Origin of the sequence: Phytobacter sp. SCO41, from assembly GCF_003073275.1 — a bacterium.
Lineage (GTDB): Bacteria > Pseudomonadota > Gammaproteobacteria > Enterobacterales > Enterobacteriaceae > Phytobacter > Phytobacter diazotrophicus.
Map to the genome: position 1 here is coordinate 3661118 of NZ_CP027225.1, position 24523 is coordinate 3685640.

Below are 24523 nucleotides of genomic sequence, written 5' to 3' on the forward strand. Positions count from 1 at the left end.
AGCGATTACTTGACACTGTATAAATACCCAGACAATAATAACTGTATATCCAACCAGTAATTTAGCTGAGGTAGCTATGTTCGTGGAACTCGTTTACGACAAAAGAAATGTTGAGGATTTACCCGGCGCCAAAAACATCATTCTGGCTGAACTGACAAAGAGAGTTCACAGGATTTTCCCAAGTGCAGAGGTGAGAGTGAAACCTATGCAGGCAAACGCGCTGAACAGTGATTGCACGAAAACGGAGAAGGAGCGACTCAACCGCATGATCGAGGAGATGTTTGAAGAAGCAGATATGTGGCTCGTTTCGGATTAAACATTTAAAAGTTGATTTAACTGTAGCGCTTACGGTAGGACGTTTGGTGTCACATAGACGCAAGATACACGTCAGCAAGAAAAGGTTTGTCTCGTTCCATTTTTGGCCATGAGCGCGAGCGACTATTCAAAAATTTTCATCGTTCGGGCGTCACGATATTTTCCTGAAAAGAAGCCGTGAAGGGGGAATCTTCACGGCTGTGATAATTTCTCGCCGGGACAGTGACGACGAAAAACGTGGCGTACGTCTACGCTCAGTAAGTTTTTACTTATTATCTTATATCGACAAACTTTACTTCGGAATTTTTGCCATCCGGCAACTCACTGCCCAAATCAGAGTAAAATAAAATCGATTTCTGAGGATGAAGACTTAGACTCTGCTGAACATAGCTCTTTGTTTACCGAACAATTTACCGAGGACGATGGATAGACACCATATAATGAAGGAAAAAAATAGTATCCTACCGATATTATTCGGATCATTTGCAACACCAACTACAGCGAAAATAATACCGAGACCTATACCTATCCATTCATATTCTCTTATAGGTTCGTACGTAATCCGAGCTGTGCAGCCGTGGCAAAATTTTGACTTCCAAACGCTTTGCTTGCCGCAGAAGGGACAGGTGATTTTTTTAACACTGTCTTCGATTCTGTGTTTTTCTTGAACTGCTTCAATCTTGCTCAGCTTTTCAAGGGCCCTTTCGTTGCCCTCTTCACCCGCCCGACGAAGATACTCCTTCCCCTTTTCATAGTCACCCTGTTCAATGCACATCTCGCCCAGTGACATCAGAGCTATCTCATTTCCCTGTGCTGCAGACTTTGATAACCATTCGATGGCTTTTTTTTCATCTTTAGGCACACCCTTTCCATATCGATATGAGTTTCCGAGATTATTTTGTCCGTAGCTGTCTCCCTTGGCTGCGGCGATTGAGTAATACTCAACAGCCCTAGAGGGGTCTTTTGGAAACCCGTGGCCTCGTTCGTGAAGAAGCCCAAGCCAAACCAGGGAATCAAGATCTCCTTCTTCTGACGCTAACGTAAACCACTCAATGGCCTTCGAATAATTTAATGGGACACTGTCGCCATCCTTGTACATATAGCCCAGAATAAATTTGGCTATAGTGCTTCCCTGGTTAGCTGCCTTGGTCAGCCACTCGACGGCTTTATTACCGTCTTTCTCAATCCCGTCACCATCACGGTACATCTTTCCGAGTTTAATTTGGGCATCAATATCGCCCGAACAGGCAGATGCATAGACCGGATTAAAACCGCGGTCAGAAGCTGAATTTGATTTAAGTTCTTCCATTTCTAAAATAACCCTCAGAGAATTGCTGTGCAATCAATGATCGCCTATATGTTAGTGCGGCCATATACAACATTGGCACTCTTTAATTTGGATTAAGTCTCGTGAGTCCGCTGATAACATTGTCGAAAATATCTTATTCACAATATCATCATTCAGTTTCAGCTTTGAAGATATATGTTTCGAACTTTTCAGTTAAAGTCATGTTAAATCAGAAAAAGGGGCGCAACTTTGCTATTGATGAAGTACTGCACCCGTCCAATCGCCTCAACTCCTTCAACACCATCACTCTCGATCGCTTTCCCTCCTTCCGTAATGAAGGACTGCCTCGTCAGTTTCGCGAACTGCTGACGTCCATACAGAGACAGAGCGACAGTGCATCCCTGCTCCAGTTTGCCGGGGTTGGCCTTGACGACGATATAGCCGTTTCAAGTTCTCCTGTCCAGTAAACGCGATAAGCAACTGCATCTTGATCCTGTAATCTGGGGTTACTCTCCCTGTTGGTGGGATAAAGCCCCGTTGATTTATGCTCGCGTCAAGACAGCAGCCACCAGCAGAACATTTTAACCACTATGGCAGGATGGTCGGGTTATCTGCTTTGCTGGTGGCTCGTTTGAAGAACAAGGAAGGCGATAACAAATAGGTGCAGGGTGTATTACTGGAAACGTGTGAATCGGCGGATGACTGGTTATTTCGCTGACAATAGAAATCTCAATGAACCTCCACATGGAAATCTGTTATCTGATTCGCGAGTTAGTAAAGGATTTTTTATAAGTCGCAGGTTTACCTCTTTATTTCTTTTGTGTATTTTATCGTCATGGAGAGCGGTATTAGTGTTGGGATAAGGGGTAGTTATCTTATGGCTAAAGCTGATGAGTTAACCTTTACGGAGTTTTCATCGATCAACAGCAGGCTTAGGCAAGTTAGCGACACTTGGGCTGATTTGTGGGTTACTATCTACTACACTAAGATAAATGTTGGGAAATTGCTGGTATTACGATTTGAAGATGTTACGGAGTCAGACTTACCATTAAAAAAAAATGAAATTATTCACTTACTGGCTGCGAATCCTGTAAGGCATATTATCCAGAAACGCCGTTCATTATACCCTAATGACGAATTTATATTTCAAAGCCATTCTAATAGAGTCAAATCCATAGCGAAACCGGTGACAGTGGTTGCATTTAACCAAGCGTTGCGTGATAGTGCCAAGTATGTCACCGATAAAAACATCAGCAGTAACAGTGCGCGAAGAGTACAAAATATAATACATAAAGCTGCATAGAATAATAAATCACTGCTAGTGAAAACAATGAGTTACTTTTTATTATATATTTAAAGGAAGGTTTATGGTTGTAAAACGAACTTCCACTTTCTGTCTGCTTTTTAAAAAGAATCATTGATACGATATGAACCGCAAATTTAAAACCTCTTCGAATATACTAACATTCAAAAACTGTTTATGCAGCAACACGCTTATCTACGTTTGGGATTTTTTCTTTCCAGCCCGCCATTAAAACAACGGCGGGATTTTTTATGCTGCGTGTTTGAATACCCTTCAACAATCAGAAGCGAACTATACGAAAACTTTTCTTTTTCCTTCCCTAAAATTAAACCGACTATAGCGATAGAGATTATATAAGCGGGCAGATCAATGTCATTCCTGACTATCAATTTTCAGCACTGAATAACGCTTTGATTACTCTGTCGCTGGTTTCTCAGATTTTTTTGGCTCCATTGCAGTTCAGGCGGTTGGGTCGGGTTTTTCAGGCCACTGAATATCTGGCACGGTGATATCCAGCGCATTCAGCGCATCACTGTAACTCAACCAGGCATGCAGGGCTGCGGTTTCTGAATCGCTGAGTTTTAGACCCACCAGGATTTTTGTCTGCCATACAGAAATGGTCGGGGCGATTTCTGACAGCAACAGCCGCCGTTGATTTTCTGCTATCGCGACCGGGTCCAGTTCTGGCAGTCGCGAAACGCGTGGGCCGTTCTCATCAAATATGCCCGCGAATCCATCGGGAGGATTAAAAAACGCCAGATAGTCAGCCTCGCTCATTTCTTGCAAGTCCGCAGGTAGTGAGCCAGCCGCTTTATACGCATCCAGCATACCGTTATCGAGGTAAAATCCCTGCGTGCTGATGCTGTAAAAATATTTCATATCAATACCCCACCACTCTTACATTAAAATACGGGATCCAGCCTGTCTGAACTGCCTTAACGCTGACAGTTAAATATGTTGTCAATAGCCCGGTGCCGTTATCGTTGTCTCTGCATGTTTTTACGTCTGCATTGTATCCGGGGTTTTGATTACCAAACCTGTCACCTATGATATTTGCCAGAGCGACCATAATGCCGTTTGGTAATGCCATCGGCAGGGCTAATTTATAGTAGTGAGTATAATAAGTCAGACCTCCCACCACTGATGGGTTATATGCTCCTACTGGTGCCCCGCCACTTATGAGGAAATCCATTTGATAAATATTGCCAATTTTTATCACGCTGGCGTTTGTTCCTGAGCCGACATAGGTGATACCCAGATTTGACAGCGCGGCGTCTCTGTTTGTCGCCCCGGTCCCTCCCTGTGAAAGCGACAATGCGGTAGTTAGCCCCGACAGACTTGTGATATCTGAGTTTGCGCCTTTTTTTGCCAGCGATTTCTGGCCGGGAACTGTTACTGGTACACCGTTAGTCGTGATAGTGACATCACTGGACGCGTTCATCACGTCGGCAAATCCCGACATGTTTCGCTGATACAGCGTCAGCGTTTCAGCAATATTCTGCGCCAGTCCGTCAACGCTCAGCGAATCACTCAGCAGGATGGCATAAGCGGTACCGGCTGCAATTGCCGGGTTTGCCGCTGGCGTTACAGTGAGCTGGGTGGCGCTGTTGATTGCCGTTATCTGGAATACCTGTACCGGGTTCGCCAGAGTGACCAGAGTGCATCCAACGCGGATCAGTGACCCTGCGGCTGTAAAATTCGTGCCAGTACCCGTCAGCGTATTGCCGTTGATGGCTATGGTGCCAGTTGTGTAAATCATGTTTTCTCCAGGCATAAAAAAACCCGCCGGAGCGGGTTTCATATTTATATGAGTTGGGGTTAGTTAGTCTGTACGAACGCGCCGCCGCCGCGAGCAATAAGCATGGTAGGAGAGAAAATAGTCACCGTGGACGTAACACCCACCTGCGCAGTTAACGAGATCGAGCAGTTAACGACACGGCTTGTAACCCGCGCGGAAAACATCAAACACACCGTGGTAGTGTTGGTTGATAACACGGCATACGATTTAGTCTGGCCTGCAATGTTAAATGTCGCCGTCGCGGAGCCTGACGAACCTGTCACCCGAAAAACAGCCATCAGTGTGACGTGCTTATCAAGATTACTGTTGGTGCTGTCCGTGTAAGTGAAAGTGCGTGATACCGAACTGCTGTCCTGTGATGTATCGGCGAATACCTGAGCGTTAGCCACATCGCCAACAAATGCGTCGGCCTGAACGGTGCCCTTAAACGATCCGCTGGTCGCATTGATTTTCCCGGTAAACTCCCCGTCCGTCGCATAAACAGTCCCACGAACCGTTACGTTGTTGAGTTCAGCATTGCCACTTTTTGGCAAATTCCACCCGACACCATTCGGACCAGAAACGAAATTATTCGACTTCAATGAATCGGTGATTTTCGCGAACTGAATACTGGCATCACGGAAAAACGCATCGTTAATGAAAGTCTGACCGTTCTGAATAACAAACGGCAGCGATACCGCTGCGCCAGCCTGGCTCATAACAGCGAAACGGTCAGCAAGGAAAATAACCTGTGACTGCATGCCAGAAGGAGTGTTCTGAACACCCAGCCCCATCCCTGCCGCGTATTGCACACCGTTGACATCCACACCGACCTTTATCGAATACAGCGCGTTCAGGTTGCCGTTGATATCTGCTACTGCCTGGGCGTTCGTGGTAATTGCCGCAGCCTGGCCGTTTACCGTGACGCTCAGTGAGTTGATTTTCGTTGCAGAGGTCTGCGTAAAATCAGACATCGTTTTCGCAAAATCAGTGATATTGGCATTTCCGCCAGCCGTGGCATCCAGGGTTTTCAGCGACTCCGCGACAGCTTTGCTCGCGTCCATCATCACGTTATCAACGCGCTGGATGCCTGCACTGTTTGCGCCGTACTGAGCACTGAGCGTCATTCGGGTGTTGACCTGCGCCAGTGTCTCCTGAATCAACGCCACCGCCGTGTTTTGCACCCCACCAGCCGCGTTAGCCGTTTTCCCTGACAGTTCGTCGAACCGGGATGCAGTCGCACTGTCGAGGGTGGACACCGCCTGTGTAAGCTGGGTTACGTTAGCGGTATTGTCTTCAGTCTGTGCCGTCAGTGTATCAACCGCCGTGGCGCGGGCCTGCGTCTCGTCAGAAAGCGCCTGCGTGAGTTGCGTTACCTGTGCCGAGTTCTGGTCGGTTTTCGCCTCCAGGCGCGTCACGTCCGTAACGCGGGCCTGTGTTTCGGTGGCGATGACCTCCCGCAACTGGGTGAACGTTGCACTGTTCGCCCCGTTCTGTGCAGATTGCCTGACAACTATGTCAGCGATGGCCAGGGCATTACCAATGATGGCTTCTGCCGTCTGCCGGTTCGCACCCACTGCCGCCGCCAGTTGGTCGGCGTTTTGACTTACCGCCTCTGCCAGTTCAGCAACCTTTTCACTTTTCTCCACGGCATTTTCAATCAGATCCTTGAACAGTTCGGTATCCTTGATCTGCTCAAGCACGGCATCAGTGATATCAGATACATCAACACTGGCCTGCCCCCTCACCCATCCGGTGTAACCCGACTCGTTTCCGGTCCTGTCCACCAGTTGTGCGCGGTACCAGAAGACCTGCCCCGCCTTGAGGCCCATCTGCTGATATTTGCGCAGCGGATACGGCACATCCGCCAGCAAAACCGCATCATCAGTCGTCCCCGTGGCGCTGTACTGAATTTCCGTTTTCAGCGTGTCGTCCGTGTTCGCAGGGAATCCCCAGTTCAGTTCAATGCCGAAAACCACATTGTCCGATGCCGTGAAACCGACAGGTTTAGGCGGATTTCCCGTTTTCCCGGTCAGTGTTGTTTCGGTTGAATATCCCCAGCCGGAGGAAATTTCAGCCGCGTTAATAGCCCGTACACGTGCAAGATAACGTCCGGTATAGATGGCTGGCACCTCAAACGACGCGGTAGAGTTGCGGGGTACGTTCACCCAGTCGCCATCGTTACGCCGCCACTGGGCCTCGTAAGAAATGGCATTAGGTGCCTGGTCCCAACTGACGCGCATCGTCTCCAGGCTGATTCCCTGATTCACAACGGCGTAACTGGAAATGACGATATTCGAAGGTGCAGACTGATTACCCGGCGGGATAACGCTTACCGGGCGCTGATCGATAATCGCGCCTGTATCAATGCGGGCATATTTATCCGGGTCATGTGCGGCACCCACGATGGTGAATGTGCCGTCGTCATTTTCCGTAACACTGACGACGCGGTATTGCTGGGCATAAAGCGAATCTGACTCAACCACCCACACCGCCGGGGCTTCTGGCGTTGTAGTGAACACCGTCGAAACGGTGACTTTATTACCGCTGACAGCCTGAATGGTACGGCTCTGTGATGCGCCTGTCGGAAGGTTCACCATAATGCGATCACCCGCCACGGCATCGGGCACGCGGTCGAGTGTCAGTACCCGACCGCTTACCGCGCTGATGCGGCCGCCTGTCACTTTTCCGGCCAGGTCCCTGTCGCTGACTGCAATGATGTATCCCGGCTGTGGGATATTCCCGTCAAGACCAACAGAGAAGGTGACCACGCGGTCTTTGTTATTGGTCAGAATACCCCAGCGCCCCTTACGGTTTGCCTCCGATTGTCTGGTGCAGCCGATAGCCGTCAGTTCAAGCTGGTTAAAGCCAAAGCGTCTGACCAAATCCTGCTCGAAGACAGGTTCCATTGCGTCGGCGTAGCCGTTCGCCGGGTCGGAGTATGAAACAAGCGCAGTGGTATACCGGGTTTTTGAAGTGCTGCTGCTGTATGTGAATTTACCGTCAAGGGTATTTGCGTTGGTGTAGCTGTAATCGACATCACGCGGCATATCAGCCAGAGCAACAATCTGATTGCCACCCCAGTACGTCATACCCCGGAAAATGGCCGCAAAATCCCTCATGACTGTGTATGCATCGTTACGGTCCTGCACATAAACATTGCAGGTGTAGCGGGGCTCCAGACCATCACCGCCCTTCCCGTCAGGGACAAGCTGATCGCAGTACTGTGCAACCTGGTACAGCATCCACTTATCGATGTTAGCTGCCGTCAGCCTGTCGCCCAACCCAAAACGATCGGTTACCACCAGATCATAAAATATCCACGCCGGGTTATCAGTCCACGCCCACTTAAACGCCCCTGACCATGTACCGCTGTAGGTGCGTGTTTCAGGGTCGTAGGTATCAGGGACGCGGATAACACGCCCGCGGGGCTCGCAGGATATCTGCGGAATGGAGCCGTTAAACTGGCTGGAGTCGAATTCGATATAGAGCAGTGCTGTGTTGGGATAGCGAAGCTTGGCATCGATAACCTCCGTGTAACTCTGGAGCGTCATCGTGTCGCCGATTTTCGCGCTGTTTGCATCTGCCGTAATTTTGCGCAGGCGAACCGTCCACGTTGTGGCACCGGCTGGCAGATTGATGCGGTGGCTACGCTCGTAACCGCTGGTCGTCTTACCCGTTACAGATGTGTCAATTACCGTCTGAAACGTACCGCCGTTCGTCTGCAGGTCTATCGCATAGTTGATGGTGTATCCTACCAGGTCGCCATCATCTTCCTGACGGAAAATAGACGGCCATTTGATGCGCAGGCGAACGGCTGAAAGTTGTGTATTCGTAAATGTGCGGGCCCAGGGAGTTGCACTGGAAACAGTAATACCGCCTGCGCCGATCTCATTTTCACTGCCCGGCATCCCCTGAATGTATGTTTGCGCTTGTGTGCCCGCGCGAAACTCCCAGGTTACACCGCTGAAATTTGACGAACCATCAGCATTCAACAGTGGCGTACCATCCAGAAAAATAGACTGCCCGGTGAGGCCGCCGGAAAATTCACCCTCGCCAAGCGCCAGAAGGATTTTTGCCTTTGCAACCGACTGGAGGTCATCGGGTTGCTCGGTTGGCGTGCGGGAACTGGAGCTACCGCCCTTGCGACCCTGAATTTTCTTATTTGCCATATTTCGCCCATAAAAAAACCGCCCGGAAGCGGTCATTAAATTGAGGTGTTATTATTGCTGGTCTTCAACGTAAATTCCTGCGGAAATAATTGCGCCGCCGATACGGCGCTTTCCATACATCAGGGGTACCGGATAACCCTGAGCGGCAGTATTCGTTACGCTCCCGAATGCATAAGACGGCTTATTATCGGCGTCCTGTTTGCTGGCCAGTCCTGCAGGCTGCGGAGATAACATCTGGACGATCCCTCCGGCCATCATTCCCACACCACCCGCAACGAGAGCTGCACCGCCATACGCATATGTAATTACACCAACGACAACCAAAACAGCGCCAAGAATTGTTTGAAGGATACCACCACGCTTACTGCCCATGACAACCGGTACGACCCGGATGACTTCTCCGGTAACCGGAAATCCTAAATCATCGATTCCAATATTTTTTTTGCCTTTGAAAACCGCGTAGGTAAGCCCACGCCGTTGGCTGGTTATCATGAATTTTTCAAAACCGGGAATTGTCGCAGCTAAGGCCCGCGTAGCTTCGTGAGTGGTGCTTATCAGGCGGTGATGAATTTTACCGAAGGATTTTCCTAATACACCGCCAAGCTCAATTCGGGTCATTATTTCTTTCATGGCAGCCTCAATAAAAAACCCGCCAGCGCGAGTTTGATTAATCTTTAATATATTTTTTTTCAAGCGGCGGTATTTTCTTCTTTTTACGGGCGTCATTGACACCTTTGAAAAAAACTTCCTTCACAGGTAAATCATAACCGGCACCAGCACACATAGAAGTAAGAACGGCAGGATCGACATGTTTCCCCGTCGTCGAATTAAAATCTAAAGACGCTACGGTTACGCCTTGCTTGCCAGATTTAATAATGAATGCAGCAAACAATTGCTTACCTTGGTAGACACCGGATGAATTTTTTCCATCAACATATCCACAATACATATAAGTAGAGTCCGGATATGGAAAATCCTGATGGTAAAATTTTGCAGTCTCTGGCTCTTTCATTTCTTTACTAATAGTTTTCTCTACTGCCAGTCTTTCTACCTCTTTCAAAGGCCTTGCAGAAGAGTTCCAGGCAATTAATGCAATGGATAACAATAATAGCTTTTTCATCAACTGTTCCCCTTCATTTTTTATGAAGATTAACACATCCCATTATAGCGGAGCACTTTCATTGTCCTTTCCTGCCAGTAACCGCCGTACGGAACTCGATTACTCAGCATTCCGTACATATGATGTAATATCATGTTGCCCTCCAGCAGGATAGCGGCATGATTCCATTTATTAGCCTGCACCTGCATGATCACAACATCACCCGGCTGTGGGGAGTCAGTCACTTCCCTGAACCCGCATTCATGCCAGTTATCCTGATATAAATTGTCGGGGTACTGGTCCTCCCACCACGGATAATCAACACGGTAATCCGGCAGTTCAATATCGTACGTTTGCCGATAATAGGACATTACCAGCCCCCAGCAGTCGTAAATCCCCAGCACAAAAGGCCGCTCCAGCAACGGCAGTTCTCCGCGAGGCTGAATAGTGCGCAAATCCCCCTCCGGCCAGCTCACGATGTGCCAGGGTAAAAGCATTGCATCGCACTGCGCTTTATCCAGTTCGCTGGGCTGTGTTGTCGCATCAGGGTGACTATGCACAATAGCGATCACCGTCCCCCAGTCCTCAGCGGCAGCATAATCCTCCGGTGACAGAACAAAATGTTCAGTGGGTTCGTTAGCCTGGTTGCGACATGGAAAGTAACGCTCGACACGGCTTTTTTGCGCCACCACGCCGCAGCATTCACGAGGATATTCATTAGCGGCATGCGCCATGATGGCATCTATAGTTTTCTGACGCATATCAGCTCCTGATGAGTGATGTGCCGGGGAATCCACCAAAGGAAAGTTCGTTATTTTCTCCGAACCGAAGTTTGCAGGCGGTCAGAGTACCGTTGCACTGGTCCATTGAAGGATCTGCCACCGGGTTGTTGTTTTTGTCGAAGTAGTTCGTGCCTGCATAGTCACAGCCATCACCGCTGCGGTACTTACCACGAATACACCAGGAACAGAGAGAATGAAGCTGCCGCGTCGGAATCATCAATCCCTGTAAATCCATCGGGCTGCTCAGCCGAAACTCGATAGCCTCTGATGTTTCTGTATTTTTCCCGTCGATATACCAGACCTGCAACTTTTCCTGGGTGGGATCTGCAGTTGGATTACCTGATGGGAAATTACGCGCATCCAGATACTGCGCCAGCGTGTCGTGTATCGTGACCGTCGCTTTCAACAGGTCGTCATATGCAAGGCAAAGCGCAGTGATGGAGCCGTCAAGATTAGCCACTGTCAGTTTTGGCGTGGCGCCACTACCGGTTGTCGATTTTTCCAGGCCGTCAATCTGGCAGGGCCACGCCGAATACTCGACGCCCTGCCACCAGATGGATTTAGCCGGAAGTTTTGACTCATCCCCACCAGCAGCCGATAGTTCCGCTTCTGTATGGGGAATATTGTGGTTATGAAACCTCAAAACCTCGCCAATGCCAAATGCGGTACCATCCACCTCAAACAACCGAACGGTGTTACCCGGTTCCAGTTTCTGATAATCGTTGTTTAAACTCATGATGCAAACGCCTGTTCAAAAGTCACGGAAAGGTTGTATTTTTTATTGCCCAGCGGCGTGGGTTTATAGCCTGCACAACGGTATAAGCCCAGCGGTTCAAGCGGCGGCGTCCACTGAAATGCTTTCACCCCACCATGCCTGTCCAGAAAGGCTTTTATCGCAGTGATATAGGTTTCGTTCCCCGTAAACTCCAGAGTCCACTTTTGCGAGCGCGGATTGAGCCCATCGCCGGAAACCTGCGCATAACCATCGCCAAACTGTGCTTTGCGTGTTCGGAAACTGACTTCCTGCTCCGGGTTGATGCGCGGGCACCAGGTAAATGTTTCGATAGCCATTAACGACCTCCTTTAGCCAGATTCCATACGGCACCGCCTGGGGCAATATCACGCGCCATCAGTTCGCGATAACGGCGCTCAACATAGCTCCCAATCTCCTTGCCGAATTGTTCTGTCATACCGCCATCCGTCTGAACGCTGGTATTGCCATTACCTTCGATGGTGATATAAACCTGCGGCGAACCGCTGGCTGTCTGAACGTTATTTACACCTGAATTGACAGCACGAACCCCCAGTGAACCATCAGCAGCACGAGTCAGCGGCATAATCGCTTCTGGGCCTGCCTCTCCGAAAATTCCCGCGCCTTTAGCAAATGCGAATGTTTTCGGGGTGCTGTAAACACCATTGCTGTATGCGCTAAGTGACGGTGAGTCGTACACGCCGCCGATGGCGTTAAACTTAAAGTTAGAGGCATATTCCTGCAAAGCAGTGCCGGAACTAACATGCTCTGCGCCGCCTGAACCTCCTGTAAAATAGCCAGCAATCCCCCCTGCAATTGTGCCCAGCAAGCCACCAGAAGAAGACGATGACGAACCGCCAAGAGCATTCACAACTGCCATCTGTAGCGCGACTTTTTCAAGGATTTGCAGAACCGAAATCCCCCAGGATTTCCAGGAGACTTTATTCCCTTCCAGCATCGACGTGACGTTGCTGAATGCACTATCCAGCGATGATTTCACGCCATCCGAAACGGTCCCGGAAATGTTCGACATTTCCTCCAGCCAGTTCGCATACCCCTTAGAAGCGCCGTTACGCCAGTCAGACTCAGATTCGGCAATCGCCTTATATTTGTTATTCAGTTCCGTAAGCGCAGCGTTCCGCGCAGCGATAGCGGCGGTGCCCTTATCGGTTTTTTCGAATTGTCGCTCAACCTGCTGGGTTTCGTCGAAACGTTGCCGCTGCCTGTCGCTCAGTCCGGCGGTATCCGTCGCCGCCGTTGCCTCATCCTTAAATTTCCGCGCCGCTTCGGTGAGTTGTTTCAGCGCCTCTGCCTGATCGCGCTGTTTCTTCACGTTCTCTTCTGCTCGCTGTGTCCAGCGGGCTAACTCTGCAGAGGACTCACGGATCGCTTTGCGCTGTTCATCCGTCCATTTCGTACCTGCCTGATTCGCGGCGGCGTAGAGATCTGCCGCTTTCTCGCCATCAGTCGCGCGGACTTTCTGCACCTCGATAGCCACGGAAAGATCAGCCATTTTTCGGCTGTACTGTTCAGCCTGAGACGCCGCAGCACGGTCGGCTTTTTCCGCTTCACGCGTGGCATCTGCTTTCGCTTTCTGTGCCGCCGCCACGCTTTGCGCGTTGTTATAGTCTTTTTCTGCCGCAGCCCGATATTGAGACGCAAAAGTCGAGTTATTCGGGCCGGTTTTCCCCATATCCTGCAGATCAAAATCAACCTGCCGATTGACCTTAGCAATGCCCGTCAACCCGGCCAGTTCAGCCTGACGCTGTTTATTCAGAAGGGCTTTCGCATCCTTATCGGATACAGGCGCCTGCGGTAATGCCAGAGGCACCTGAACAAGACCGTTACGGGCAGACAACAGGGTATTACCGAGACTCAGCAGGCGGTTAAATTCAGAATGCTCCCCGTTCATCCTTATAAGGGACTGATACGCCTCGTTCTGGCGCCAGGCCTGCTCGCGGATCAGATCATTGCGCCGGACATCAATCTCATTGAGCGCCTGCTGAATGGTGCGTGACCGTTCGCGCATCTGGTTCAGCTTGTTTTCTTCAACCGTTAGCTGGTCAGTCAGAATGCCGAGCGACTTAACGATATTTGCATCATTTTCGCTGGTAATGCCTGGTTTGTTCCGCGCTGAATTCAGATCATCGATCTGCGTTTTCAGTGCGGTCACTTTCCCGGCCTGCTCATCAATCAGCCGGTTTTGCTCAACCAGCGCATCGACAGTTTTTCCCCTGTTACTGTCTGCATCGCCCAGCGACATTGAGGTCGTTTTTTGTCGAATCAGGTCAATTTGCTGCGCATAATCCTGCGCAGACTGGCGGGCCTGTTCCTGCTGCTGGTACATGGTGTACCAGGCACCAGCCCCGAGCAATAACGCGCCGGGAATGCCACCGACCAGTGACAATAAGCCACTGGCACCACTGCGCAGTAAGCCCACAGCGGACGTCGCGCGGTTTAAGGACTCCTGAGACGCGGTAACCGCACGGTTTGAGAGAACAAGCTCAGCATTCGCGGCGATCATTTCGCTGCGTTTTTTGATGACGTTATCAGCCGCCAGTACTGACGCATTAGAGCCTTTGGCTACATTCGCCTCGGCGATTGCAAGGTTATAGGCAGACGTGGCGGCGCTGGCATTAGCCAGAGCTTTACGTTGTGCCTGTGCTGCCGCGTAAGCCTGCGCATCAGCCAGAGCAATTTGTGCTTTTCTTGCGTTAAGGAGGTCTGCGGCGGATGAGGTCACACCGGATACCATGCTGCCTAACAGACGTGAACCGCCAACGGCGGCCAGCACAGCAGCACCAACCGCAACCGTATTGAGATTGGTTGCCAGACCATCAAGAGCACCCGCCAGCGCCGTGGATGCGCCAAGTGCATCATTTGCGCCACCAACCCAGGCCATAAAGCTGTTCTGGACTTTCTGTGCTGAGCCACTGATGGAGGCTGGCAGCGTTTCGAACTCTTTGCGCAGCAATTCGACATTGGTCAGGAGGGGAACAATTTTATCTGTAGTGAGTTCACCGTTCTGCGCCATATTACGCAGCCCGCCCACCGTTGTTTTCATGCCATCGGCCAGCAGTTTCGCCAGGCGGCCGCCGTTCTCCATAATTGCATTGAATTCTTCGCCGCGCAGAACACCGGAGCCAAGCGCCTGGCTAAGTTGCGTGATAACGGAGCTGGCTTCCTCCGTGCTCGCACCAGACAATTTCAGAGACGTGGCGACCGTTTCCGTGACTTTTGCCACATCGGCTGACGCGTAGCCAGCCTCACGCAGGGAAGATGCTATACGGGCATACAGCGTTGCGTTGGCCTCAAAGGAGGTGCCTGTGCGCTGGCTGATTGCCAGTAACGAGCGTTGCGCTGCTGCAAAATCCTCCGCACCAGTGGAAGCCAGGCGCAGACGCCCGCTTAACTGGTTCCAGGTATCGGCATACTGGATAAGCTGATGCGTGGCAAACGCACCTGCAAACGCGCCAGCCAGGCCCGTGGCGGTAGATTTAACGCTGACCAGCTCGGCATTCAGCGCAGCAATCGAGCGCTGTGTTTCACGGGTGACGGCTGCCGCCTGCTTACCGCCCTGCTCCATTGTTTTGTAATAGTCCTGACCCATCCGTGAGGCGCGGGCAATTTCCCGCTGGAACGAGCCGGAGTCAGCGGAGACTTTAATGATCAGTTCGCGCAGCGTAGCCATATTTCACCCATAAAAAAGCCCGCAGCGCGGGCATCAGAGATCAGACATCCATTTTTCAAGCTCAGAAACTTCTTCACCCCCCTCTTCCTCAGCACCCCATTTAAGCAGCAGGTCAGCCATATTCGCTTTGCCGCCCTGGGCATTGAATGCTGCCGCCGATATCTGTGCTGCCTGGACATCGCCGCGCCAGTCACCAACAGGACTTATCCGGTCATACGCAATCCACATTTTCAGCTCACTGGCCGTCAGGGTGCTGCGCAGTTCGTGGAGTGTGCGCCCGAGTCGGAGCGCCAGCGTCATGAGAAAGAATGTAAGGGGTTGCTTTACTTTTTTTCGGCCTGATCCTGATCCACGCCGAGCGCCAGCGCCATATTCAGTAGACGTTTGTGCACCTGGCCATAAACTTCTGCGACGGTAGCGATATCATCATCAGAAAAAACACGCTCGCCTGCTTCATCGCGAAGAACATCAACGAAGAGGATCGTGTCCGCTTTTTTATTGCGGATAAATTCCTGCGCAGCAGTCAGCTTCGGAGCTTCCTCACCCTCCCCCAGTTCCGGCGGGGTGATAAATTCACGAAACTTAACCCAGGCATCACCTGACGGCTCACGAAGAATGACTTTTGCGTTATTCCATTCAGGAACGGTGATGCTTTTTGTACGGAATGCCAGATTAGGTGTCAGAGCCAGTTCACGTAAGGACATATTTATACTCTCTGTGTTATCAAATGGAGGGGAAAAAGCGCCCGCAGGCGCTTAAGAACCGGAGGCTACAATGCGTTTCGGCTTGCCTTTCACGCGAAGCGAATAGGTTGCGCCAACGACCTGAGATGTTGCTGCCGACCAGCTACTCTGACGAACTTCCACCAGCACATAAAAACCGTTACCGGAGGGGAAAACGACTTTCAGCGCCCGCAGCTCGTCATTTTCATATGCCGTCTGCAGCGCCAGTTGCGCGGCTTCATCACCCACCCAGTTACGGGAAATAGACATTTCTGCCGGAGCCGCGAGGCCGTTGGTCTGCTCCTGTTCGGTGGAGCAAAGCGTGGTGACATCGATGTCACTTTTCTGGCCGCCTGTGTAGCTTATCTCCTTCGTGGCACATTCAGCTTCAAGGAACGTCACGCCTGCCGTCGGGAAACCTGCGGCCTTAAAATCGTCTTCTGTGACGGGCGAAGTCGAGATACCGATCTGCGTGCCCTTTGTTTTTTCATACTTACTGGTCATGTTTGCTCCAGATGTAAAAAAACCCGCCAGAGCGGGTTATTGGATTGATGATGCGTGACGGGTCAGACAATCACAGATGCCTCAAGCGAGGCGCGGTGAAGACGGGTCTCCGGTTCATACAGTGGAAACTTATTGATGTTTTCCAGCCCCAGTACGGACAGGCTGGCAAGTGCCTGATCACGAATTTCGCGGGCCTCATCCAGATCGGGCGAATACACATCCACCTGAACCGAAACAGTGGATTCAGCCTGCCCGCAGAGCACATCGGCCATTGCATCAGTCGGCAGCGAGAAGACAACCCAGGGTGGACTGACGGCAGGCTCCCCCTGTGCATTCAGCGGAACCACGTACGGATAAACCTGACCGTCTGCCAGTGCACCGATCAGCGCATAAATCGTCGCCTCAGTCATTTTGACAACACCTCATCTATCGCCTTATTCATCCTGGCGATCGCCGCTAGTGTCGCCTCTTCCTGACGTGTATCAAACGCAGGCCGAACAAATGGATGTGCAGGCATGTTCGACGTGCCTAACTCAACGAAACGCCAGTAAAACACGTTGCGCCGGTTGCTGGCTTTCATGGTGTTGTCGCTGTTTCCTGTTTCGGGGTTAACGCCACGGATATGGACACCAGACGTGATCGCATTCCGGCGACCGCGCATCGTGACCACGACCACGTTCCGTTTCAGTTTCCCGGTATGTTCAGGTGCACGCTCAACAATTGCCGTTTTCAGCACTTCTGCGGCTGCGCGTGTGCCGTCACGCAAAACCTTTTTGTTCTCCGCCTTGCTGAGCAACTCCATATCGTGGGAGATATCCAGCAGGCCAGAAAAATCCAGTTTATGGTCAATCACGCTTTTACCCCCTGCTTACAGAGAATTTCCAGCCGTGTGGCTCGTTCATCAGGGACAGGCGGACCAGATACTTCAAGTAACTGCCCACGAAACGGACCAGTCAGCACTTTGAGGCGAGACGCTGCAGAAATATCCTGACGATACCGCATCCACACACGCACAGTGGCTTCGGCTTTTTCCGCACCGGAGGCCATCAGCTCGCGCCCGCTGATGCCCTTAACCTCGGCCCACACGGTTTTCCCGTCCTGCCAGTCCTGTTTTGGCTGACCCGAAGGTGATCTGACTGTTACTGAATTCTGTATGGTGACACGGTGACGGTTTCGACCTGCCTGCATGTCGCCCCCTTAAAGCGGAATGTAACGATATGGCTCAAGTAGCGAAGCGAACCCGTAGGGAATGCTCATCTTTGCCACTTCGGTAGCTTCTTCCCGGCTCTCATTCCAGTGGCCCACCAGCAGCATCAGCGCGAGGCAAATGTCCTCGCTGATAACCAGACCGTCAGGATCTGTTTCAGGTAATGTCTCGTCATACAGCTTACGGTTGATAAAATTTTCCGCTCGCTTTCGTGCCGCCGCAGCCATCAGCGTTAAAAGGGCATCGCCTGATGTGTCGTCGTCATCAATGCGGCACTGCATCCGCAGTTGTTCGAGTGAAGGAACCATGATGATTTCCCTTAGCCCGCAGCGAACTGCGGGCATAAAAAAACCGCCGAAGCGGTGGAGGTCTTACCGGGGTTCGATTACGCGGCTTTACCCGCAAGCGCTTTAATCGCTGCGGTATCTTCCAGCACACAGTCAAAGCGATGGAAGGCCAGGAATGCGGTCTGGTCATACTCAGCGTAACGCTCCACCAGGCGTTTGAGGGTCATATACGACACGCGGCGAATGATGAAGCGGTTAAAATCACCGAAATAAGCGAACTTGGCGCCCGCTGCAACATTCGGAATGGCCGGGTCGATAACATATGGCGTCTGGAGAACCGTAGCCGGTGCGCCGCCGATGATGCTGGGCAACCACAGCGGACGGTTCTGCGCGTCCACCATTTCTTCAATCACCTGCAGCGTCGCGTCATTAAAGGCGAAGCGCACATTAGGACCATTACGATATGCCGGATCAACGGCGTGTTTCAGGGAGTTCAGCTCAGTCCATTTAAAGGTTGCGGCTGCTGCTGTGCTGACCGTATTGGTCACTGATGCTGCCAGCCCCTTCGGCTGCAGTGGCGTACCGGCCCCCGTACCCAGCACAAGGTATTTCGCCTCACCGCGTCCGATACGGGACGCAATGCGTGAAGCAAGAAATGCTTCAATATCCACGCCACTATCCTGCAGCAGTTCATTGGAAACACGGATAATTTTGGAGGAGAGTTTTTTTGCACCCAGAATGGCGGTACCGAACGTGGTATCACCCTCACTGGCTGCGGTATTTTCAGCAAGAAGTTCACCTTCTTCTGTCGTACCGTCGGACGTTGACCAGGCGATATCCTGCCCGGTGGCCGTCGTGAGGATTTGCGAAATACTGGCAATGCCACCATAGGCCCGCATGGATTCAACAATACGGTTCTGGAACTGGGTCGGAACGGTATAACCACCCTGCTCATCAGGACTGGTGCCCTGCGCACGCAGTTCACGCAATGCCTGACGTTCTTCTGCGCTCAGTTCAGCCACGCCACGGCGCAGGAAGCCATTAAATGCGGCGGCCCGGCGTTCACTGGCCTGTTGCTGTGGATCGCCATGGTTACCCTGCTGCTGGCGCTGCTCTCCTTCCTGATCTTCAATATAAGTCTGATCCTGGCGGCGAAGTTCTTCTTCGCGAGCAATCTGGGCGTCCAGCGCGTCAAGCTCCGATTTCATCGCGCCCCACTGCGTGCGCTGCTCGTCAGTCCAGGCGGTATCGCCAATCTTTTCGTGGAGCGCGCGCATATCGGCTGCGATAGTGTTACGTTTCTGTTTAAGTTCATGAAGTGCCATAGAATAATTTCCTTACGCGTTAAGAAGGGTCAGCAGGCGCTCGCGCGCCATTCGTTGGTTAATGGCGTTCTTTAGCGCACCGCTGTTGCGCGCCTCCTGCCAGGCTTTCATAGAGCGGACGCCGGAATCAGCATCCTGATAGGCCGGATACGTCACCGGCGAGACATCGTACAGACGGGAAAACTTGCTGATTTCACGGATAACAATGCCTTCGTCATCCTCGTACCAGTCGTCACCATCACGGGCCACCTGGAACGCAAACGAAGACTGGCTGATATCACCCCGTACCATCGGCGCAATGACCAGATCGCGAATGGTTTGCGTATCCGGTGCCAGAATGTTGTATTGCAAGCCGCGCTCATCCACGCTCAGCGATAGCGTACCCGCCGCGCTGCGCCCAAGAATGAAATTCGGGTCATGGTTAAACAGTCCGCGTACGTCGTTTGTCAGAACGTCATCAAACGCACCGGGCTTGATGATTTCGCGAAAGCCCCAGAGTGGCTCGGAACGGGAATTGAACACGGAACCGTAACCGATGATCCGCGTGGGCTGATCGCTCTGCTGTTCTGCCCGAACCTCGCCGCTGTAACACCGTAATTCACGGTCATTCATCGGTTTTATCCTCTGTTGTTTTATCGGGTTTAAAATCGCTGGCAGGATTCGCGGCATTCACGCTGACCAGCATTTCATCCAGCCCGTTAACCGGGTTCATATCCTCAAAGGCGCGCGCCTCATTACGGCTCATCCAGCCATCGGTGATGGCAAAGTGGTAGAACTGGGCTCGCTCCTGCGGCGTACCGCGCAACAGCCCCGTAAGATTGAAGCGGACGTAATACCCGGCGGCACGTTCGGCGCGGGTAAAAAGGCGTCGGTTTAACTCCTGCTCCCAGTTAGTCACCCACGGCATCATCGTATAGCGGACAAACTGAATGGCCTGCTGGGTGATGTTGCTGAACGTGGCCTTTTCCAGGTCGTTAATCATGTGCGCCGGGACGTTGAAGATCCCGGCAATCTGCGAGCGGTTGAGCTTTGACATGTCGATGATCTGTGCATCGACCGGGGAAACCGTCAGCGCTTTGTAATCCAGTTGCGCCGGGAGCAACATCGTTTTGTTTTCCTGGCTGCGTAAAGCCGCTACCGCTTTTTGCCACACCTTTTTCAGCCGCGACCAGCTTTCTTCATTCAGGTCGTTTCTGACGGAAATAATCCCGGCAGGTCGTGCGTTGCCGTTAAAAAATGAACTGGTGTACTGCTGACCACTCATCCCCATACCGATGGTTTCTGCGTGTTGCATGATCGGTGACAGGCCCATTTTCTGGTTGTTACCCAGTGCGCGAACATGAATCATGTCGTCGGGACTGATAGCAAAGGATCCCTCGTCGTTATAAACCCCGTAGGTGTAGCGACCGCCGGTATTCAGTAAGGTGGTTTCCCAGGGCATCGGGTTTTCAATCGACTGAACCTCCCCGCGACGGGAGCGCTTCACCCAGCCATAACCATTCCCCCAGCCCAGCACATGCCGCTGAGTGAGTTCGCGCCATTTATAGCTGGTCTGCCAGATGTTTGGCTCATCGTGCAGCAGGTAAAACACCGGATGGTCGCGCGCCGGAGCAACCGCATTTCCGTTCTTTCGCATGACGTGTAACGGCATTTGCGCAAGATTGGACGCGATCACATAAATACAGGAATACACCGCCGCCAGCTTCATGGCGGTCACCGGGCTGACGTAAATATCACGCCCCAGGCTGTTGTCAGCGTCAGCGGTCTCACCTGTCAGCGGCGTGGCGGGATTTTCGAGCGGTTCACTGCGGAAAATGGCATCAAGTAACACGCTTGCCCCCTTTTGCTGTCAGCAGCGCCCCTGTAAGCAGCAACCCACCAGAAAACATCAACGCAGGGGCCAGCCCAAATTGCAGGTAAACCCCGCCCGTGAGCAGCCCGAAACCGGACAGCCCGATAATATCGATAATCAGAGATTTCATAGGATTAGCAGGTCGTCATCCGGGTCGAGAGTGGAAAGGAAGTCGGGAGCATCGCCGCCGTTCACAAGCACGCGGCTCATCCCGGTAAACAGCGCTGCAGGGCCATCGATTTTTGCTTCCGGAGTGGACTTGTTAGGGAAAATGTTGTCGTTTTTGTCAGGCTTAACGGTCACGTTCGACATCATCCAGTTCATCACCGGATGATTGGAATGGTGGAATCTTCCCCCGTACACCAGCGCTTCCACCTCTTTCATGGCTTCCGAGAAGTTGCGAACCGTCTGAGGCACCTCCACCAGCGGGATCCCTTCTTCGGCCAGCGCCAGGCTGAACTGTGTGGCACTCCAGGGGTCAAAACCGACCTCTTTCAGGCTTTGCCCACCGATCCAGTCAAGCAAATCAGCTTTAATCTGATGGTGGTCGATTACGTCACCGTCGGTCAGTTCTAACTTTCCGAGCATGGCCCATCCCCGGTACATCTGCGCCATTTGTTCAGAGCATTTTTCTAAACGCCCTTCGGGTAGCCAGAATTTAAAGTCCGCATGCAGGTGGCCGTTATCGGCCCGCCATATCTTCGCGGCTGCGCAGATATCGATCTTATGGGCCAAATCCACGCCAACCCACATCGGGTACGTTTTCAGCTCATGCACGGGCGCGATGTCTTCACAAGCCTCCCACTTCATCATGTCCATCCAGGCTGATTCAGCGGTCACCCAGATATTCATATGCTTTGTGAAGAAATTAACGCGCGCGGAAACCTGCTCTTTCGCTTTTTTCGCCAGGCGGCGCAGATCATCCCACCGTTTACAGATACCCAGGCCGGGATTGGCTTTTTGCCAGACCGTTTCATCAAACGGATCATCGCCTTTATCAAGGGTGAAAATGATGGCAAAAAAGCTGTCATCTTTAACAGCACCTTCAACCTTGCTGTTGTAGCCCTGCAGAACCTTTATGGCGTAGTCGCGCAGCTCGTAAAAGATGCCCTCTTTATTAAATCCGGCGGTTGTGATGCCAAACAAAAGCGACTGCAGGCGCGCACCTGTTGCTGTCTCCAGAACGTCCCACACATCACGCGTTTTGTGTGCGTGCAACTCATCGACAATGCCGCAGTGAATATTCAGGCCGTCGAGATTGTTGGCGTCAGACGATAACGGTTCAAACTTGGATGAGCTTTGCTCCTGGTAAATCGCCAGCTTATTGAATTCGAACAGTCGGCCCAGTGTCGCTTTCGCCTTTTTCACCATGTTTTTGGCGTCTTCGAAAACAATACGAGCCTGATCGCGGGTGGTCGCTGCTGAATAGACCTCTGCGCCCCCTTCGCCATCAGCCCCGGTCATATAGAGGCCAACACCAGAGGAAAGCGTAGATTTTGCGTTTTTTCGGGCCACTTCGTTATAAGCGGTCCGGAAGCGGCGAACCATTACCGGGCGTCCGCTGCCATCGTTACGCAGAACCACTTCCCCGGTCGCTTCATTCACCAGGGGAATAACAAAGCCGAAGATGTTAATCAGAATGAAAACATGCCAGTCCATTAATTCTATCGGCTGGCCTGCCAGTGCCCCCTTAACGTGAGGCACAAATTTATAAAAATTGAGGATGTGCTGCGCGCGCGCCTCGCTGAAAAAAATGCCCCGCTCCTCACCGTGCGCCAGATCATCAAGAAAACGCTGGCAGGCCAGGCGCACATATTCACAGGCAACAATTTCCCGCGCTACAACCCGTTCGGCGTAGCGTATGCCTTCTGCAACCTTAGCCATTAATCCCTCGCTTTCATGAACTCTGCCAGCGGGTCAACCGCATCAGGCTTATTAATGCTGACTTTTGAACGGCTGGCGGGGGTCATACCAAACTCAGCAAGCATGGCGCGGAGCCGTTTCCATGCGTCCGCTTTCATAATTGCCGCCGGATGAGCCTTAATTAGCACATCTCCAGTTTGCGTTTCAGTCCGGTACGTATATCCCTCGATCTCCAGTGTGTCGCAGTGGTGGCGGTATTCGGTGTATGCCTCCACAAGCAGTTCAAGCGCCCGTGCGTCCAGTTGAGAAATGACGCCGACAGCATCCAGTTCCTCAGCCATTCTCTTAAACCAGTACTTCGCCTGTTTATCGAAATGCTTCGGAGTTGGGGGAACCCCTTTTGGGGGTTTTGGCTCATCTTTGTTGATCGGGCGCTTGGATGGGTTACCCCTCACCAAACGCAGATGGCTCGGGGTTTTCGGTGGTCCAGACATAATCGAAAACTCCTATTAATGATCGGCTGGGGATCCCCAAAAAAAGTTTCGTAACCTGCGGCGATGTGAAGAAAGGTCAGGCGTCGGTCCGCAGGCCACGCGGCTGCAGGGATTTGATCCCCCCCCTGCATTGATGAGAATCGCTCTCACTCGGTCGCTGTTTTGTGTCGGTGGCACGGCCAGCACAGGCTTTGCAGGTTGGCATCATCATCGGTACCCCCTTGAGCCTTAGGCTTGATGTGATCGACGGTCACGGCGGGTACGGCGCGCCCCTCTTTGAGGCATGACTGGCATAAGTGGTGATCACGGCTTAGGATGCGAGCGCGGCGAATCTCCCACTTATTGCCATATCCGCGCTGATGACGGCTCTTGCCCTGCTGGTGCTGTTCCCAGCCTTCGTTGCGGTGTTGTTCGCAGTAGCCAGAGCGGTCAGTAGTAGTACCTGGACATCCACGCTTTCGGCACGCTCTTGGTATTAGCGCGGGCATCGTTCAATCCTTACCTGACCATGACGGATTCTCCGCTTAACTTCACCGTTTACCGACAGAACACGTCCATGGCCGTCAGCTTCCGCAACAACCACCTCACCTTTGACATCATCAGCAGTGAAGCAGCGGGACACCATTACACCGTCGAGATAGACGGTGATACGTTCGCGGCCGGGTATGATTCGTTCACCCGGATCATCATCAAGAACGGTTACACGCATAATGGTTTCCTTTTGGGTGTGAGCCTTTCGCAAGGGAAGACCGCCCGATAAAACGGAATGCCCCAGGCTCACGACTGAAAGTTATCGTTAGGCTGCGCGTGCGAGGCGCAATGAATGTGATCGATGAAACTTAAAAATTGTGGTAAAGCTAAAGCCATATATCTGAAATGGAGATTTCTATATGAATGAAGATGAGTTAAAGAAATTTGTGTTTTCTGAAACGGTAGAAATTATTTCTGCTCTATCTACCAAAACTGGCGGTTACAACGCCGCCATTTCCTTTTTCGACCGTGTATATGACGACCTTATGCATCTAGCCATTGAAAAAGGCCTCAAGAAGGAATGATGAATTTACAGCAGGTATTCAATGAGTGCCTGCTGT

The 24523-nt window shown here is 51.8% G+C and carries 29 protein-coding genes; 4 read left to right on the forward strand and 25 right to left on the reverse strand.

Annotated elements, in window-relative coordinates:
• Positions 1–76 precede the first annotated feature (76 nt).
• Positions 77–316, forward strand: a complete 240-nt coding sequence (locus C5523_RS17900) for a DinI family protein (protein ID WP_108701683.1) — start codon at positions 77–79, stop codon at positions 314–316.
• A gap of 369 nt (positions 317–685) precedes the next feature.
• On the opposite strand, the gene C5523_RS17905 is transcribed toward C5523_RS17900, so the two are convergent.
• Entirely contained in the window at positions 686–1624 is a 939-nt protein-coding gene (locus C5523_RS17905) for a tetratricopeptide repeat protein (RefSeq protein WP_108701684.1), read from the reverse strand.
• A 200-nt stretch (positions 1625–1824) separates the two neighbouring features.
• On the opposite strand from C5523_RS17905, the gene C5523_RS17910 reads away from it, so the two are divergent.
• On the forward strand, positions 1825–2070 hold the full coding sequence (locus C5523_RS17910) for a hypothetical protein (RefSeq protein ID WP_108701685.1): 246 nt from the start codon (positions 1825–1827) through the stop codon (positions 2068–2070).
• Positions 2071–2480: 410 nt separating this feature from the next.
• Complete coding sequence (locus C5523_RS17920; protein WP_108701686.1) at positions 2481–2906, forward strand: hypothetical protein; 426 nt, start codon at positions 2481–2483, stop codon at positions 2904–2906.
• Between the two features lie 459 nt (positions 2907–3365).
• On the opposite strand, the gene C5523_RS17925 is transcribed toward C5523_RS17920, so the two are convergent.
• From C5523_RS17925 to C5523_RS18035, 24 genes are all read right to left on the reverse strand, one after another.
• Positions 3366–3785, reverse strand: a complete 420-nt coding sequence (locus tag C5523_RS17925) for a tail fiber assembly protein (RefSeq protein WP_108701687.1) — start codon at positions 3783–3785, stop codon at positions 3366–3368.
• Between the two features lies 1 nt (position 3786).
• Entirely contained in the window at positions 3787–4680 is an 894-nt protein-coding gene (locus C5523_RS17930; RefSeq protein WP_223878722.1) for a hypothetical protein, read from the reverse strand.
• 44 nt (positions 4681–4724) lie between these two features.
• Positions 4725–8855, reverse strand: a complete 4131-nt coding sequence (locus tag C5523_RS17935; RefSeq protein WP_155525413.1) for a DUF1983 domain-containing protein — start codon at positions 8853–8855, stop codon at positions 4725–4727.
• A 51-nt stretch (positions 8856–8906) separates the two neighbouring features.
• Entirely contained in the window at positions 8907–9485 is a 579-nt protein-coding gene (locus tag C5523_RS17940; RefSeq protein WP_108701690.1) for a tail assembly protein, read from the reverse strand.
• Between the two features lie 37 nt (positions 9486–9522).
• A complete protein-coding gene (locus C5523_RS17945) occupies positions 9523–9975 on the reverse strand; it encodes a hypothetical protein (protein WP_155525414.1) in 453 nt (150 codons plus the stop codon).
• 29 nt (positions 9976–10004) lie between these two features.
• On the reverse strand, positions 10005–10715 hold the full coding sequence (locus tag C5523_RS17950; RefSeq protein ID WP_108701692.1) for a C40 family peptidase: 711 nt from the start codon (positions 10713–10715) through the stop codon (positions 10005–10007).
• Position 10716: 1 nt separating this feature from the next.
• Entirely contained in the window at positions 10717–11472 is a 756-nt protein-coding gene (locus tag C5523_RS17955) for a phage minor tail protein L (protein ID WP_108701693.1), read from the reverse strand.
• Positions 11469–11807, reverse strand: a complete 339-nt coding sequence (locus tag C5523_RS17960; protein ID WP_108701694.1) for a phage tail protein — start codon at positions 11805–11807, stop codon at positions 11469–11471. The genes C5523_RS17955 and C5523_RS17960 overlap by 4 nt, the downstream gene beginning before the upstream one ends.
• Positions 11807–15178, reverse strand: coding sequence for a phage tail tape measure protein (locus tag C5523_RS17965; protein ID WP_108701695.1), 3372 nt, complete (start codon positions 15176–15178; stop codon positions 11807–11809). The genes C5523_RS17960 and C5523_RS17965 overlap by 1 nt, the downstream gene beginning before the upstream one ends.
• A gap of 33 nt (positions 15179–15211) precedes the next feature.
• Positions 15212–15478, reverse strand: coding sequence for a DUF4035 domain-containing protein (locus C5523_RS17970; RefSeq protein ID WP_108701696.1), 267 nt, complete (start codon positions 15476–15478; stop codon positions 15212–15214).
• A gap of 23 nt (positions 15479–15501) precedes the next feature.
• Positions 15502–15882, reverse strand: a complete 381-nt coding sequence (locus C5523_RS17975) for a phage tail assembly chaperone (RefSeq protein WP_108701697.1) — start codon at positions 15880–15882, stop codon at positions 15502–15504.
• A 51-nt stretch (positions 15883–15933) separates the two neighbouring features.
• On the reverse strand, positions 15934–16404 hold the full coding sequence (locus tag C5523_RS17980; RefSeq protein WP_108701698.1) for a phage tail tube protein: 471 nt from the start codon (positions 16402–16404) through the stop codon (positions 15934–15936).
• Positions 16405–16466: 62 nt separating this feature from the next.
• A complete protein-coding gene (locus C5523_RS17985) occupies positions 16467–16814 on the reverse strand; it encodes a DUF3168 domain-containing protein (RefSeq protein ID WP_108701699.1) in 348 nt (115 codons plus the stop codon).
• Positions 16811–17257 (reverse strand): HK97-gp10 family putative phage morphogenesis protein, encoded by a 447-nt coding sequence (locus C5523_RS17990; RefSeq protein WP_108701700.1) that lies wholly within the window; start codon positions 17255–17257, stop codon positions 16811–16813. Before C5523_RS17990 ends, C5523_RS17985 begins: the two co-directional genes overlap by 4 nt.
• A complete protein-coding gene (locus C5523_RS17995) occupies positions 17254–17592 on the reverse strand; it encodes a phage head closure protein (RefSeq protein ID WP_108701701.1) in 339 nt (112 codons plus the stop codon). The genes C5523_RS17990 and C5523_RS17995 overlap by 4 nt, the downstream gene beginning before the upstream one ends.
• Before the next feature lie 9 nt (positions 17593–17601).
• On the reverse strand, positions 17602–17919 hold the full coding sequence (locus C5523_RS18000) for a head-tail connector protein (RefSeq protein ID WP_108701702.1): 318 nt from the start codon (positions 17917–17919) through the stop codon (positions 17602–17604).
• 77 nt (positions 17920–17996) lie between these two features.
• Complete coding sequence (locus C5523_RS18005) at positions 17997–19223, reverse strand: phage major capsid protein (protein ID WP_107224318.1); 1227 nt, start codon at positions 19221–19223, stop codon at positions 17997–17999.
• 12 nt (positions 19224–19235) lie between these two features.
• Positions 19236–19835 carry an HK97 family phage prohead protease gene (locus C5523_RS18010; RefSeq protein ID WP_071196294.1) on the reverse strand — a complete coding sequence of 200 codons (600 nt, stop codon included), beginning with the start codon at positions 19833–19835 and terminating at the stop codon, positions 19236–19238.
• Positions 19828–21054 (reverse strand): phage portal protein, encoded by a 1227-nt coding sequence (locus C5523_RS18015; protein WP_108701703.1) that lies wholly within the window; start codon positions 21052–21054, stop codon positions 19828–19830. Before C5523_RS18015 ends, C5523_RS18010 begins: the two co-directional genes overlap by 8 nt.
• On the reverse strand, positions 21044–21205 hold the full coding sequence (locus tag C5523_RS27490; RefSeq protein ID WP_165158537.1) for a hypothetical protein: 162 nt from the start codon (positions 21203–21205) through the stop codon (positions 21044–21046). Before C5523_RS27490 ends, C5523_RS18015 begins: the two co-directional genes overlap by 11 nt.
• Positions 21202–22959, reverse strand: coding sequence for a terminase large subunit (locus tag C5523_RS18020; RefSeq protein WP_108701704.1), 1758 nt, complete (start codon positions 22957–22959; stop codon positions 21202–21204). Before C5523_RS18020 ends, C5523_RS27490 begins: the two co-directional genes overlap by 4 nt.
• Positions 22959–23432 carry a phage terminase small subunit P27 family gene (locus tag C5523_RS18025; protein WP_108701705.1) on the reverse strand — a complete coding sequence of 158 codons (474 nt, stop codon included), beginning with the start codon at positions 23430–23432 and terminating at the stop codon, positions 22959–22961. The genes C5523_RS18020 and C5523_RS18025 overlap by 1 nt, the downstream gene beginning before the upstream one ends.
• Before the next feature lie 146 nt (positions 23433–23578).
• Positions 23579–23920, reverse strand: coding sequence for an HNH endonuclease (locus C5523_RS18030; protein ID WP_108701706.1), 342 nt, complete (start codon positions 23918–23920; stop codon positions 23579–23581).
• A complete protein-coding gene (locus C5523_RS18035) occupies positions 23908–24141 on the reverse strand; it encodes a hypothetical protein (protein ID WP_108701707.1) in 234 nt (77 codons plus the stop codon). The genes C5523_RS18030 and C5523_RS18035 overlap by 13 nt, the downstream gene beginning before the upstream one ends.
• A gap of 181 nt (positions 24142–24322) precedes the next feature.
• Here C5523_RS18035 and C5523_RS27495 point away from each other — a divergent pair, with 181 nt between their 5' ends.
• Positions 24323–24487, forward strand: a complete 165-nt coding sequence (locus C5523_RS27495; RefSeq protein WP_172960906.1) for a hypothetical protein — start codon at positions 24323–24325, stop codon at positions 24485–24487.
• The last annotated feature ends 36 nt before the right edge of the window (positions 24488–24523 follow it).

What these genes read in the sequence shown, in the direction of transcription:
- C5523_RS17975 (WP_108701697.1), bottom strand. Translation starts at nt 15,882, where the DNA reads ATGTCCTTACGTGAACTGGCTCTGACACCTAATCTGGCATTCCGTACA.
- C5523_RS17930 (WP_223878722.1), bottom strand. Translation starts at nt 4,680, where the DNA reads ATGCCTGGAGAAAACATGATTTACACAACTGGCACCATAGCCATCAAC.
- C5523_RS17945 (WP_155525414.1), bottom strand. Translation starts at nt 9,975, where the DNA reads ATGAAAAAGCTATTATTGTTATCCATTGCATTAATTGCCTGGAACTCT.
- C5523_RS17970 (WP_108701696.1), bottom strand. Translation starts at nt 15,478, where the DNA reads ATGACGCTGGCGCTCCGACTCGGGCGCACACTCCACGAACTGCGCAGC.
- C5523_RS17910 (WP_108701685.1), top strand. Translation starts at nt 1,825, where the DNA reads ATGTTAAATCAGAAAAAGGGGCGCAACTTTGCTATTGATGAAGTACTG.
- C5523_RS18020 (WP_108701704.1), bottom strand. Translation starts at nt 22,959, where the DNA reads ATGGCTAAGGTTGCAGAAGGCATACGCTACGCCGAACGGGTTGTAGCG.
- C5523_RS18030 (WP_108701706.1), bottom strand. Translation starts at nt 23,920, where the DNA reads ATGCCCGCGCTAATACCAAGAGCGTGCCGAAAGCGTGGATGTCCAGGT.
- C5523_RS17925 (WP_108701687.1), bottom strand. Translation starts at nt 3,785, where the DNA reads ATGAAATATTTTTACAGCATCAGCACGCAGGGATTTTACCTCGATAAC.
- C5523_RS17905 (WP_108701684.1), bottom strand. Translation starts at nt 1,624, where the DNA reads ATGGAAGAACTTAAATCAAATTCAGCTTCTGACCGCGGTTTTAATCCG.
- C5523_RS17920 (WP_108701686.1), top strand. Translation starts at nt 2,481, where the DNA reads ATGGCTAAAGCTGATGAGTTAACCTTTACGGAGTTTTCATCGATCAAC.
- C5523_RS17900 (WP_108701683.1), top strand. Translation starts at nt 77, where the DNA reads ATGTTCGTGGAACTCGTTTACGACAAAAGAAATGTTGAGGATTTACCC.
- C5523_RS18035 (WP_108701707.1), bottom strand. Translation starts at nt 24,141, where the DNA reads ATGCGTGTAACCGTTCTTGATGATGATCCGGGTGAACGAATCATACCC.
- C5523_RS17960 (WP_108701694.1), bottom strand. Translation starts at nt 11,807, where the DNA reads ATGGCTATCGAAACATTTACCTGGTGCCCGCGCATCAACCCGGAGCAG.
- C5523_RS27495 (WP_172960906.1), top strand. Translation starts at nt 24,323, where the DNA reads ATGAATGAAGATGAGTTAAAGAAATTTGTGTTTTCTGAAACGGTAGAA.
- C5523_RS17995 (WP_108701701.1), bottom strand. Translation starts at nt 17,592, where the DNA reads ATGCAGGCAGGTCGAAACCGTCACCGTGTCACCATACAGAATTCAGTA.
- C5523_RS18000 (WP_108701702.1), bottom strand. Translation starts at nt 17,919, where the DNA reads ATGGTTCCTTCACTCGAACAACTGCGGATGCAGTGCCGCATTGATGAC.
- C5523_RS27490 (WP_165158537.1), bottom strand. Translation starts at nt 21,205, where the DNA reads ATGAAATCTCTGATTATCGATATTATCGGGCTGTCCGGTTTCGGGCTG.
- C5523_RS17985 (WP_108701699.1), bottom strand. Translation starts at nt 16,814, where the DNA reads ATGACTGAGGCGACGATTTATGCGCTGATCGGTGCACTGGCAGACGGT.
- C5523_RS18010 (WP_071196294.1), bottom strand. Translation starts at nt 19,835, where the DNA reads ATGAATGACCGTGAATTACGGTGTTACAGCGGCGAGGTTCGGGCAGAA.
- C5523_RS18025 (WP_108701705.1), bottom strand. Translation starts at nt 23,432, where the DNA reads ATGTCTGGACCACCGAAAACCCCGAGCCATCTGCGTTTGGTGAGGGGT.
- C5523_RS17935 (WP_155525413.1), bottom strand. Translation starts at nt 8,855, where the DNA reads ATGGCAAATAAGAAAATTCAGGGTCGCAAGGGCGGTAGCTCCAGTTCC.
- C5523_RS17980 (WP_108701698.1), bottom strand. Translation starts at nt 16,404, where the DNA reads ATGACCAGTAAGTATGAAAAAACAAAGGGCACGCAGATCGGTATCTCG.
- C5523_RS17965 (WP_108701695.1), bottom strand. Translation starts at nt 15,178, where the DNA reads ATGGCTACGCTGCGCGAACTGATCATTAAAGTCTCCGCTGACTCCGGC.
- C5523_RS18005 (WP_107224318.1), bottom strand. Translation starts at nt 19,223, where the DNA reads ATGGCACTTCATGAACTTAAACAGAAACGTAACACTATCGCAGCCGAT.
- C5523_RS17955 (WP_108701693.1), bottom strand. Translation starts at nt 11,472, where the DNA reads ATGAGTTTAAACAACGATTATCAGAAACTGGAACCGGGTAACACCGTT.
- C5523_RS17940 (WP_108701690.1), bottom strand. Translation starts at nt 9,485, where the DNA reads ATGAAAGAAATAATGACCCGAATTGAGCTTGGCGGTGTATTAGGAAAA.
- C5523_RS17950 (WP_108701692.1), bottom strand. Translation starts at nt 10,715, where the DNA reads ATGCGTCAGAAAACTATAGATGCCATCATGGCGCATGCCGCTAATGAA.